The organism is Rhodococcus sp. FG69, assembly GCF_057808915.1.
In genome coordinates this window covers 1-11,457 of sequence record NZ_JBMDIX010000074.1, presented here as the reverse complement: position 1 = coordinate 11,457, position 11,457 = coordinate 1, and the positions used below count along the sequence as shown (strand labels likewise).

Below are 11,457 nucleotides of genomic sequence, written 5' to 3'. Positions count from 1 at the left end.
CCCCCCCCCCCCCCCCCCCCCCCCCCCCCCCCCCCCCCCCCCCCCCCCCCCCGCCACTGGAGCGGAGCGACCGCGGCCACTGGAGCGGAGCGACCGCGCCACTGGAGCGGAGCGACCGCGAGAGCCCGACCACCATCCATGGCTACCGCGGCCCTCACCACCTAGGGTGTCTGGCATGACATTTCTCGTACGGCTCGTCATCAATGCAGTCGCGATCTGGCTTGCAGCGCAGTGGGTCGGCGGAATCGACCTCGCCAGCTCCGGCCGTGGCACCGGCTGGGATTTGATCGTCCTCGCGGGAGTTGCAGCGGTGTTCACCATCGTGAATGCCTTCATCAAGCCGGTGGTGCAGTTGCTGTCGCTGCCGCTTCTGATTCTGACGCTCGGGTTGTTCACCCTCGTCATCAATGCCCTGATGTTGATGTTGACGGCGTGGATCTCGACGGCAACAGACTACGGACTGTTGATCACCGGATTCGGAGCCGCATTCTGGGGTGCACTGATCATCTCGATCGTGAACTTCTTGCTGGGGGCATTCGTTCCCGACAAGCGCTAGGCGAACGCCAGCGCACCTCCGGTCGAGAGACCCCACACCAACATTGCGAGCCCGGAATCGCGGAGGGCCGGTATGAGCGCCAACCCTGTCGCGCCCGTTCGTACCGGTTTGTTCGCCCGAGCGGCGAGGGGGAGCGCGATGAGCGCGACGAGCGCCCACGGAGTGCGGGCCACGAGCGCCACGGTGACCGCGAACGGTACGACCATCAGCGCCAGGTGCAACAGCCGGGTTCGGGTGTCTCCCAACCGCACGGCGAGAGTGTGCTTTCCGGAATCCGGGTCGGTGTCGATGTCGCGCAGATTGTTGGCGACGAGCACCGCGCTGGAGAACGACCCGACTGCCACGGCTGCGACGAGGCCCGCCCAGTCGACCCGGCCTGCTTGAACGAACTGGGTGCCGAGCACCGCGACCAACCCGAAGAACACGAACACCGCGACCTCACCGAGTCCGCTGTACCCGTACGGTTTCGCCCCTCCGGTGTAGAACCACGCGCCCGCGATGCACACGACACCGATCGCGACGAGCCACCATGCCGACGTCGCCGCCAGCGCCAGCCCCGCGACGGCTCCGACGGCGAAGCAGCCGATGGCGGCAGCTTTCACAGCCTGCGGAGATGCGAGGCCTGATCCGACGAGCCGCAAAGGGCCAACCCGCTCGTCGTCGGTTCCGCGGATACCGTCGGAGTAGTCGTTGGCGAAATTGACGCCGATGATCAGTGCCAGCGATACGACGAGTGCCAACAACGCCTTCCACCACACCGCGCCGTCGAGCGAGGCTGCGGCGCCGGTGCCGACGAGGACGGGTGCAATCGCATTCGGGAAGGTTCGCGGGCGTGCGCCCTCGATCCAGTGAGCTGTCGTGGCCATTGCATGATCTTTGCGTATCGCAGACTGCCCGTCTGCACGAGGTACGACGCTGCCACGAGGCACCGAGTCGCTCAGGGCAACGGCAAACGCGGAAGTGCTGGTAGCTGAATCTGAGGCAGCTGAATTTGCGGGAGTTGGAACGGAGCCGGTGCCGGAGCAGGGGCCGGAGGCGGAGGTGCGTACGGCGCCACGTATGCGTCGGTGTCGTATCGCGCAACGTATGGAGTCGGCGCATGGGGATCGGGGCTCGGAGGGACGGTCGTCGTTGCCACCACCGGAGCCGAGGTAGGTGCCGTCGATGTCGCTGCCGGCCGATCGGACGCCGTGACTCTCGTCGTCGACGCCGTCTCTGCGATGGTGGTGACAGGGGTGCCGGCCACAGAACGGTCGGCACTTGCATCCGGCCACAACATCCACGACAGCAGACCGATGGCGACGATCGACGGTAGGCCGAACCTGAGGAGCGGCGTCAGCAGAGTTCTTGCGTTGCGCCTGGCTGCGGTCGGCGTCGGCGGTCGGGCCTCGTCGACCCGCGTCGCGTAGAGCGCTGCGCCTTCGGCGCTGAGCAACTCTGGGTTTTCCGGCACGATCACCGGGATGTGCAGATAGCGACGCAGCACGTCCTGGACGAGCGGAATCCGAGAGCCACCACCGATCGCGACGACGACCTCGGGTGGGATTTCCGACATCTCCGCCAGATCGCGCAGCGCGATTGCGGATCGCTCGGCCGGTCGGATGATCTGTAGGTCGAACATACGACGGTCCATGAGCCGGAACTGTCCGTCGGAGGTCTGCGTCGCCTCGTGTGTGGAGAGCGCTTCCTTGATCTCCTTGCTGAACTCGAGCAGCGAGGCCTCTTCCTCTTGGTTGCGAGGTACCGCGAGGATGTCGAGAGTCAGAAGGTGTTCGCGGACAGCCCAATCGATGGAGGAACCGCTGAGTTCGGACGACCGCGTCGTCGCGTAGACGGTTCCGCTGTCGATGTCGGCGACGGTCATCTCCAGGCCGGTCGCTCCCAGGTCGTACAGCGCGACCGTGCGGTACTTGAACCCCGGGTCCGACCGTAGCTTCTCGATCGTCCCGGCAATCTCCGAGATGATGTGCACTTCCGAGACGTACTCCTCGACCAGGGCGGTCTTGAGAGCGGCGCTGTAATCGGGATCGGGGAACGCCACGCCGAGTGAATGGGGGGCATCGGGCCGATCGACGATCGCGCGAATTGCGTGCGCAACGTCCTCGGCATCGGGTACCGGACCAGCCGACGGGAACCACTCGGCCGCGAACGACCGCCCGTCGGTGGTCCGGACCGCGCGTATCCCGCTGGTGCCCATGGACATGCCGACTGACGAAACCATCGCTGCTCGTGGCCTCCCATCCCCTGACAGCACGTCGCATCCGCCGCGGCGTACGTCTCCTCGGGCCTCACCATACCGTCTCACGGTCTGTTTTCCGACTCATAACCGACTGAAAGGCGATTGTGGTGACCCTAGCGCCTGGTCGCCGACGGTGTCTGGCCGGTCGAACGACGCAGGTGGGGGTTAGAGGGGTAACTCCGTCTCGGTGAGCCCGGGACCACCGCCTACCCGTCGGAACCACTCCCGGCCGAATGCTGTCTGCAGCATCTCGAGAGGCATTTCGAGGAACGGACCGAAGTCGCCGATCTGAGTTGCGTGCGCCTGCATCGCCCGACGTTTTGCATCCATGACCGAACCGACGTCGACGATGGTCGTGATCTCGGATTCGGGCAGTCCGAAGGAGTCCATGTCGGGGGGACTGTTTTCTTCGGACCAGTTCGGATTCGCCTCGACGAGTGCCCTCAAGTGATCACGATTGGTGGTTGTCTCGTAGACGTTTTTCGTGCCCGCGATCTCGGCCGCGCGGAGCCCCACGACGTGGACCGCGATGTGGTCGGGGTGCCCGTACCCACCGTTCGGGTCGTAGATCGTCAGAACGTCGGCGTTCTCCTCGTTCAACACCGCAGCCAGCTTGCCGGCCGCGTCCTCGACGTCGGCGTTGCAGAAAGCGTCGGGATTGCCGTTCTCCGGAGTCCCTGCCATGCCCGAGTCGAGGTAGTGCAGCATCACTATTCGACTCACCCCGAGAATGTCCGCCGATTCGGCCAGCTCGGACCGCCGTCGTTCGGCGAGTGTTTCACCGTCGGACAGGATGCCGTCGGGAAACTCGCCGAGGGCACCGTCGGTAGCGGTGACGAGTACTACTCGATGGCCTGCGTCGGCCGCGAGGCGCATGACGCCGCCCGTATTGAAAACCTCGTCGTCGGGATGGGCGTGAAAGCAGACCAGTGTGCTCATGTACGAATGCTTGCACGGTGTCCGTCGGCTGTCTCACTTGCAGGTTCACCGATGAGGTGCCAGCGTCTGCAACACCGCCCGCAGCCGAGCGCGATCCAGCTTGCCGGGCCCCCGCATCGGGAGCGCATCGACCAGGTACAGCTCGCGGGGAGCCGCCGTCGGATCCAACGTCAGTGCAACGTGTTCCCGCAGCTCGGCCAGCGTCACGGCCGAAGACGCAACGACTGCTGCGACGACTCGCTGGCCGAGCCTGGTGTCGTCGAGACCCGCGACGGCGCACTCGCGCACCGCAGGATGCGTCGCGAGCGCGGCTTCGACGACCTGCGGCACCACCGTGAGACCGCCGGTGGAGATGGCTTCGTCGAGCCTGCCCTCGATCGACAGAACACCGTCCGTCAGCCGACCTGCATCGTCGGTGCGGAACCATCCGTGCTCGGCGAACGCCGGATGGTCCGGCCAGCCGCGGTACCCGAGCGCCACGGTCGCCCCGCCCAGCACGACGCGACCCGAATCGATGTGCCCAGAATCGATGCGGAGACGCGTGCCGTCCAAGGGCACGCCGTCGTAGACGCATCCGCCCGCTGTCTCGCTCATGCCGTAGGTCCGGACGATCGAGATGCCGGCCGCGACGGCTCTCTCCCGCAATGGAACCGGAGTCGCCGCGCCCCCGAGCAGCACGGCGTCGAACTGCGTCAGCGCCTCGGTCGCAGCGGGATCGTCGAGAGCCTTGACCAGCTGTGTGGGCACCAGGGAGGTGTACCGGCGGCCGGACATCCGAGCGACTGCAGCCGGTAGTTCCGAGGGGTCGAAACCCGCACCGACGTCGAGAATCACCGGATCTGTGTTCGCGAGCACGCTGCGCAGTAGCACCTGCATCCCGGCTATGTGGTGGGCGGGCAGCGCGAGGAGCCACGTTCCGGGACCGCCGAGGCGATCGTGCGTCGCGTTTCCGCTCGCCCGCAGCGCAGACGCCGACAGCATGGCGCCCTTGGGTGTGCCGGTGGTGCCGGACGTCGCGACGACGAGGGCCGCAGCTGCTTCGATCTCGGTTCCCGGGACCAGCGCGTCACGTAGCCGCTGTGCCTCGCGCTCGTCGGTGGCAGGAACCGGCAACACCGCGGGTGAAGCGCCGGCCAGAACGGAGACGAGCCGCGGCAGGATCTCGGCCGCGGCGTCGCCGGTAGGAATCTGCAGTTCTTCGAGCATGTTCACAGGCTCGACACTAGATCGTGAACGGATCCGCGACCTCGTCGAAGCAGTGACGCCAGAGGCAGCTTCAGGTCAGTTCGCTGAAGCGTTCGGTGTCGCGGACTTGGCCCGAAACGATGATGGTGTCACCGGCAGCGATCACCGTGTCTGCGGTGGCGTAGGTGAAACCCTCACCTGGACGTTTGATCGCGACCACGGTGACCTTGTGCTTGGTTCGGATTGCACTCTGACCGAGCTTGTCTCCGATGAGGAACGACGGCGGCGAGGTCTTGACCATTGCGAACCCGTCGTCGAACTCGATGTAGTCCATCATCCGGCCTCGCACGAGGTGGGCGACTCGCTTGCCCATGTCGTGTTCGGGCCGGACAACGTGATGAACGCCGATCTGATTCAAGATCTTTGCGTGGGCGTTGCTGATCGCCTTGGCCCAAATGTTGGTGACGCCCAGGTTTATCAGTGCGGACGCAGTGAGCAGACTCGCTTCGAGGTCGGATCCGATCCCCACCACGGCACGGTCGCATTCGTGGACCGACAGCTGCCGTAACGACTCCTCGTCGGTAGTATCTGCGACGGCGGCATGGGTAAGGCGATCGGAAACTCGTTGGACGACGGCCTCGTCGGTGTCGACGCCGAGGACCTCGGTGCCCTGTGACATCAGCTCGAGTGCGAGGGACTTGCCGAAGCGGCCGAGGCCGAGGACGGCGACCACGTCGGAGGACGGTTTCCTAGCCAATGAACGGCCTTTCCTTGGGAAGTGCGTACCGGCGGTCGCGCTCTCGTGCGGCAAGGGCGCTGACGAGGGTAATCGAGCCGATGCGCCCCAAGTACATCAGGACAACCAGAATCAGTTGGCCCCATGCGGGCAGTTGGGCGGTGATGCCTGTGGACAGCCCCACGGTTGCGAATGCGGACACGACCTCGAACAACAGCACGTCGAGGTCGAAGTCCGTTCCCGCCAGAAGAGCCACCACCGGGATCATCACCAGCGCGACGCCCACGAGTGCCACTGTCAGTGCCTGGCGTTGAACTCGTGCGTCGATTTGCCGGTCGAATACCGTCACGGCTCGATCGCCGCGGACTTCGGCGATGATCACGAACAGCAGTATCGCGAACGTGGTGACCTTGATTCCTCCAGCAGTTCCGCCGCTGCCGCCGCCGATGAACATCAATACGTCTGTGACCAGCAAAGTGGCGTTGTCGGCCTGGGCATAGTCGATGCTGTTGAAACCGGCGGTGCGCGGCATGATTCCTTGGAACGCCGCGACGAGGAGTTTGCTCCCGAATCCGAATTCGGTCAGGGTGCGGGACCATTCGAGCGCTAACACCAGAACCGGGCCGACTACGAGTAGGACGGCGGTGACGGACAGTGTCAGTCGGGTGTGCAGCGACCATCGCCGCTGGGAACGCCGTCGCATATGACGATAGATTTCGAAGAGCACCGGAAAACCGAGACCGCCCAGTACCACTGCGACCAGCAACGGGATGCATATCCAGGGGTCGGTGGCGAAGCCGATCATGTTGTCGCTGAACAGGGCGAATCCGGCGTTGTTGAACGCCGAGACGGAGTGGAAGATCCCCAGCCAGAGCGCACGGGTCGGTGATTCGCCGTAGCCCACGGCGAAGCGGACAGCTAGTGCGACGGCGACGGTCGCTTCGATGATGACGCTGGTGCGGGCAACTCCGATGACGACGCTTCGGACGTCGCCGAGCCCCGAGGTTCGTACTTCGGCGGCAGCGTTGAGTCGACCCCGCAGGCCGATTCGGTCGGCGAGTATCAAACCGACCAGCGACGCAATGGTCATGATTCCGAACCCGCCGATTTGGATGAGGGCGAGGATGACCCCTTGGCCGAATCCGGACCAGTGTGTCGGTGTGTCGACGACGATCAGACCGGTCAGGCTCATGGCCGACGTCGCCGTGAACAACGCACCCAGCACGTCGGTATCGCTAGCGAGTTCAGTCGCGGCCGGAAGCATCAACAACCCCGTGCCGACTGCGATGGCAGCAGCGAAGCCCAGTGCGACCAACCGCACCGGGGTCAGTTTCGCCATCACTTTCGACCGGGGCACCTGCTTGAACTCGCCTGAGGCACTCGTCACCGGACGTAGCGTACTGGTCGGTGACGCGCTCGATCAGAATCGATCGGTCGGCCGGAGTCGGGGGACTGACCATGCTTTGTCCTGCGGACCCGCACAGAGAAACCAAATCGACCCAGTTCACGTGTGCGCACTTGCGCACACGTGTGTATGTTTTGAGTATGCCCGCAGCACCGTCCGAGACGAGCCACGTTCTCGCGATTCCGGCGTTCCGCCGCCTGTTCACCGCTCAGGTGGTCGCTCTGGTGGGCACAGGGTTGCTCACGGTGGCGCTGGGTTTGTTGGCGTACGACATCGCCGGTAGCTCCGCAGGCGCTGTGTTGGGCACTGCGCTCGCCATCAAGATGGCTGCCTATGTCGGTGTCGCGCCGATTGTTTCGGTGTTGACGGACCGGCTACCACGCAAGGGAGTTCTGGTCGCGGCGGATGCCGTACGCGCGGCGACCGCGCTGGCGCTGCCGTTCGTCGATCAGGTGTGGCAGGTGTACGTACTGATTTTCGTTCTGCAGGCGGCGTCGGCGACGTTCACCCCAACCTTCCAGGCCGTCATTCCGTCCGTCGTCCAGGACGAGGACCAGTACACGCGAGCACTGACGCTCTCGCGACTCGCGTACGACCTCGAATCCTTGTTGAGCCCGCTCCTCGCCGCCGTACTGCTGACGGTCATCAGCTTCCACACCTTGTTCGTCGGCACGTCCCTTGGGTTCGTGATCTCCGCGGTGATGGTCCTCGGAACAACTCTGCCGAAGTATGTTGCGCCCGAACGAGGTGAACCGTTCATGGATCGCGCGACAACCGGTGTCAGAGCGTTCCTCGTCAACCCTGCCTTGCGTGGTTTGCTGGCTCTGAATGTGGTCGTCGCGTCCGCGACAGCGCTGGTCGTGGTCAACACCGTGGTCTACGTCCGCGATCTGTTCGGCGGTTCCAACAGTGGAGTCGCCATCGCATTGGGCTTCTACGGCGCGGGGTCGATGGCGGCCGCGTTGTGCATTCCCATAGTCCTGACATTCATATCGGATCGACGCCTGATGCTCACCGGCGCTGTGGTCACTGTCGTCGGGACCGCAGCGGCAGCCATCGTGGCTGCGACCGCCTCGGGCGGGACTGCGGGTTGGATCCATCTCGGCTTGGTGTGGACAACACTGGGCGCGGGAACTTCGATGATCAGCACCCCGTCAGCCCGGGTGCTGCGCCGCGAATCCGACGACGGGTCGCGTACGTCGATCTTCACGGCTCAATTCTCACTGTCACACGCTGCGTTTCTCATCACGTACCCGGTGGCGGGGTGGATTGGCGCGCAGATCGGCCAGGTCGTAGCAGCGATAGCTCTATCGGTCTTGGCTACACTTGCAGCACTGTCCGCAGCGCGACTGTGGAGTGGCTCCGTATCTCGGTCGTCGCCTCCGCGTAGGGAGACCATCTTCGATGCCAGCACCGGAACATGAGCCGCAGATCAGTCTGGACCACGCGGTCGAACCCGACGTCGCGCGACTGACCACGGCCAGCGACGCCTTCCGGATGCTGTCCGACCCCACCCGGCTGCACATCCTGTGGCTACTCGACCGCGGTCCTGCGGATGTGAGCGCGCTGACCGCTGCCACCGGAGCCTCCCGCACCGCAGTGAGCCAGCACCTGGCCAAACTGCGCTTCACCGGCATGGTCGATACCCGCAAGGACGGCCGCAACGTCATCTACCGACTCAGCGACGGACACCTGGCCCGTCTCGTCCGCGAGGGGCTCAACTTCGCCGACCACAAGGTCACCGGCGAACCACCCCACGAATAGACCGGTCCCGCTGTGGAACAGTGGAAGGCGTGGAATTCGATGACGCGGTCGCGGCTGCATTGTCGTACCTCGATTCGGTGGATCCAGCGTCGGCGGCGGATGCGCAGATCGGGTGGGACGGACTGCGGAGCATCTCGCCCCGGAGCGGCCCGACGCAGAACTCGGTGCAGACATTTCTGTGGTCCCGGCTCGTGGACGTCACGGACGACTCGGCACGCGCATGGGACATTGCGCAGGCATTGGCCGACCTGCTGGACCGGCTCGGACACTCCAGATATGCGGACATCGCGCGCAGCGCTACGACGCGGGCAATTCTGCTCGGTGATGACACCGGCAGCGGCGAAGACGAAGCAACGAGGCAGCAGCGTGTCCTCGACGCCGTCGAAGACTCCGGAATCGGCCCTGAGGACACGGATCTGATCACCTGGCTGGACGACCGCGCCGGCGTCGAACGCTCGGTGGCCGATCTCATCAGTGAAACTCTCGAAGTTGCTGCTGTGGCAGGGGAATTCGCGCCGACGCGGCAGGGTGGCCGGCCACCGCGCCCCGCGGCTCAGGTGGCCAAGCGAAGGCAACTGACCGATTCGGTACTGCGGTCGGAGCGTGCGGGCGGAGTACTGCTCGAGCAACTACTCGATCACCGGATCGCACTGTGGACGCGATACAGCCCACCCAGAGCCGAGCTTTATCGCGACCTGTCCGTGCCGCTGCACGATGCCGCCGAACCGGCGTACTCGTGTGTCCGCAGGCTCGAAGGCTTGCTCGGCATCGTCGGCGACGGAATCACGCTCGACGAGCGGGGCTACCTCCCGGGAGCCGTCGTCGAACGCGCCGTCGGCACCCTGTGGACGCCGCGGGAATGGCCCTTTCCCACGGGCGAAGAACTCGACACCGAGCCAGTACTGCGTATTCGACGGTTGTTGCTGCGGCTCGGGTTGGTCCGTAAACACCATGGACGACTGCTCCCGACCGCCCGCGCCCGCGGAATGAGTGCGGACCGGATGTGGCGAATACTCGTGAGCCGAACCATCGGCACCGTGTACCACCCCGACACGATTGCTGCGGAAGTCGTGCTCGCCGAGGTCGCCCGTGGTCGACGCCCGGAGGGCTCGAGTGAGCTGCTCACCGAGCTGCTCACCGCTGAGGGGTGGTCGCACGTCGGTGGAACGCAGGCCGCACACGCCGAACAACCACTCGGCGACGGTGTGTTGGCCGATCTGACCGCGCTCGGCGCTCTGTCCTACGCCGGGGCGGGACGCGCCGACGCGGTTGTCTCGCCAGACGGATCGCGACTCGCTGCGGCCCTGCTCCGGCACCGGTTGCTACACACCCGGCTTCCATCCGTCTGACGACACGCTGGCGCGGACGCAGTCCGCGGCTAAGCTGACGTTCGGCCGCGCCATGCTCGGGGGTGGCCCGCGGAGCCTCGATTGGAGACGCAGGTGGAAGATGATTCAACCTTGCCGAACCGTCGATCGCAGACGCGCAGACAGAGCGACTCGGCTCGCCGCTATCTCGACCTCGAAGCGACTACCCCTGCGCTGCGTTCCACGGTAGAACTTGCCGCGCGAAGCGTCGGGTTCGCCATCGCGCAGCTCAACGTCCTCGACGAGACAACCCAATACACGCTCGTGAACATCGGCGGACCGCCTGTGTCTGCGGTCGAACGTTCCACGACGTTGTGCGACGACGTCGTGCGGTCCGAGAAGCCTGCAGTCGTCACCCGCAACCGAATCGACGCCACCGTCCGTCAGCGCAACATCCTCGACCAGAACGGGATTGCGGCCTACGCGTCGGTTCCGCTCCGAGGCCGCGAAGGACTGGTGATCGGTTCACTGTGCTTGCTCGACCGGATGCCGCGTGAGTTGAGCGAGGGGCAACTACAGGAGCTCGAACAGTACGGGTCGGTTCTCGAAGAACAACTCGACCTGCATCGGCGAGTGGGCTCGACCTCGGCCAAACTGGACAACGACCACGACTTGGCCGGTGCGTTGGATGCGGGCCAGATCGTGCCGTGGTTCCAGTCGGTGGTGGATCTGCGTACCGGTTTCACCATCGGATTCGAGGCTCTTGCGCGGTGGCATCATCCGACGAGAGGGCTCGTGTCACCCGTCGACTTCGTTCCGTTCGCCGAGTCGAGCGAGTTGATCATCGACATCGACCTCGAAGTCCTCCGACTTGCGGTGAAGGAGGCGCAGGTGTGGCACGAGTATCAGCCGGACCTGAGGCTCAGCGTCAACATGTCCGGCAGGCACCTTGCACATCCTGATGCCGTCGCGCAGCTTCAGAGCGCCGTTGCCCACTCCACCGTGTCGCCGCGCCATATCTTGCTCGAACTGACCGAGACATCGTCGGTCAGCGACGGCCCCCTCATCCGTAGACACATCGACGACGTGCACGCTCTTGGATTTCAAGTGTTGCTCGACGATTTCGGTTCCGGTTGGTCCTCGCTCGAGCGTCTTGTCACCCTCGAGCCGGACGGCATCAAGATCGACGCCCAACTGACCAAGTTCATCGATACCGATCGTGGTCGGGCGCTGGTGCGCGCACTGTCCTCGGTCGCACACGATCTCGGGTTGTGGTTGGGCCCCCGATAGCAGTCCAGCGTCTATGCGATAGCTAATTGGTTTTCT

11 protein-coding genes are annotated in these 11,457 nt (G+C 64.9%); 5 read left to right on the top strand and 6 right to left on the bottom strand.

The genetic code is table 11. The features are described 5' to 3' along the window. Positions 1–175 precede the first annotated feature (175 nt). Positions 176–556: a phage holin family protein gene (locus ACODSO_RS28685; RefSeq protein WP_068376566.1), complete on the top strand. Its 381-nt coding sequence runs from the start codon at positions 176–178 to the stop codon at positions 554–556. On the opposite strand, the gene ACODSO_RS28680 is transcribed toward ACODSO_RS28685, so the two are convergent. The 6 genes from ACODSO_RS28680 to ACODSO_RS28655 all read right to left on the bottom strand — a co-directional run bounded on the left by ACODSO_RS28680 (position 553) and on the right by ACODSO_RS28655 (position 6,994). Next, positions 553–1,422 carry a 1,4-dihydroxy-2-naphthoate polyprenyltransferase gene (locus tag ACODSO_RS28680; RefSeq protein ID WP_068376569.1) on the bottom strand — a complete coding sequence of 290 codons (870 nt, stop codon included), beginning with the start codon at positions 1,420–1,422 and terminating at the stop codon, positions 553–555. The genes ACODSO_RS28685 and ACODSO_RS28680 overlap by 4 nt on opposite strands. A gap of 71 nt (positions 1,423–1,493) precedes the next feature. Further along, the gene (locus ACODSO_RS28675) at positions 1,494–2,777 is read right to left on the bottom strand and encodes a DUF7159 family protein (protein ID WP_068376572.1); all 1,284 of its coding nucleotides are present in this window, start codon (positions 2,775–2,777) and stop codon (positions 1,494–1,496) included. A gap of 183 nt (positions 2,778–2,960) precedes the next feature. Then, positions 2,961–3,734, bottom strand: a complete 774-nt coding sequence (locus ACODSO_RS28670) for a PIG-L family deacetylase (RefSeq protein WP_068376575.1) — start codon at positions 3,732–3,734, stop codon at positions 2,961–2,963. 45 nt (positions 3,735–3,779) lie between these two features. After that, on the bottom strand, positions 3,780–4,940 hold the full coding sequence (gene menE / locus ACODSO_RS28665) for an o-succinylbenzoate--CoA ligase (RefSeq protein WP_442971376.1): 1,161 nt from the start codon (positions 4,938–4,940) through the stop codon (positions 3,780–3,782). Between the two features lie 70 nt (positions 4,941–5,010). After that, positions 5,011–5,676 (bottom strand): potassium channel family protein, encoded by a 666-nt coding sequence (locus tag ACODSO_RS28660; RefSeq protein WP_489040017.1) that lies wholly within the window; start codon positions 5,674–5,676, stop codon positions 5,011–5,013. Beyond that, positions 5,669–6,994: a TrkH family potassium uptake protein gene (locus tag ACODSO_RS28655; RefSeq protein ID WP_068376701.1), complete on the bottom strand. Its 1,326-nt coding sequence runs from the start codon at positions 6,992–6,994 to the stop codon at positions 5,669–5,671. Before ACODSO_RS28655 ends, ACODSO_RS28660 begins: the two co-directional genes overlap by 8 nt. Before the next feature lie 206 nt (positions 6,995–7,200). Between ACODSO_RS28655 and ACODSO_RS28650 the strand changes: the two genes are divergently transcribed. The 4 genes from ACODSO_RS28650 to ACODSO_RS28635 all read left to right on the top strand — a co-directional run bounded on the left by ACODSO_RS28650 (position 7,201) and on the right by ACODSO_RS28635 (position 11,421). Beyond that, complete coding sequence (locus ACODSO_RS28650; protein WP_068376704.1) at positions 7,201–8,484, top strand: MFS transporter; 1,284 nt, start codon at positions 7,201–7,203, stop codon at positions 8,482–8,484. Beyond that, a complete protein-coding gene (locus ACODSO_RS28645; RefSeq protein WP_068376580.1) occupies positions 8,465–8,824 on the top strand; it encodes an ArsR/SmtB family transcription factor in 360 nt (119 codons plus the stop codon). Before ACODSO_RS28650 ends, ACODSO_RS28645 begins: the two co-directional genes overlap by 20 nt. A 29-nt stretch (positions 8,825–8,853) precedes the next feature. Continuing rightward, positions 8,854–10,173 (top strand): hypothetical protein, encoded by a 1,320-nt coding sequence (locus ACODSO_RS28640; RefSeq protein ID WP_231912593.1) that lies wholly within the window; start codon positions 8,854–8,856, stop codon positions 10,171–10,173. Positions 10,174–10,266: 93 nt separating this feature from the next. Continuing rightward, positions 10,267–11,421 (top strand): sensor domain-containing phosphodiesterase, encoded by a 1,155-nt coding sequence (locus tag ACODSO_RS28635; RefSeq protein WP_489040016.1) that lies wholly within the window; start codon positions 10,267–10,269, stop codon positions 11,419–11,421. Positions 11,422–11,457: the final 36 nt, after the last annotated feature.

Coding starts and splice junctions, on each gene's coding strand:
- ACODSO_RS28685 (WP_068376566.1), top strand. CDS start 176: ATGACATTTCTCGTACGGCTCGTCATCAATGCAGTCGCGATCTGGCTT.
- ACODSO_RS28680 (WP_068376569.1), bottom strand. CDS start 1,422: ATGGCCACGACAGCTCACTGGATCGAGGGCGCACGCCCGCGAACCTTC.
- ACODSO_RS28675 (WP_068376572.1), bottom strand. CDS start 2,777: ATGGTTTCGTCAGTCGGCATGTCCATGGGCACCAGCGGGATACGCGCG.
- ACODSO_RS28670 (WP_068376575.1), bottom strand. CDS start 3,734: ATGAGCACACTGGTCTGCTTTCACGCCCATCCCGACGACGAGGTTTTC.
- menE (WP_442971376.1), bottom strand. CDS start 4,940: ATGCTCGAAGAACTGCAGATTCCTACCGGCGACGCCGCGGCCGAGATC.
- ACODSO_RS28655 (WP_068376701.1), bottom strand. CDS start 6,994: ATGGCGAAACTGACCCCGGTGCGGTTGGTCGCACTGGGCTTCGCTGCT.
- ACODSO_RS28650 (WP_068376704.1), top strand. CDS start 7,201: ATGCCCGCAGCACCGTCCGAGACGAGCCACGTTCTCGCGATTCCGGCG.
- ACODSO_RS28645 (WP_068376580.1), top strand. CDS start 8,465: ATGCCAGCACCGGAACATGAGCCGCAGATCAGTCTGGACCACGCGGTC.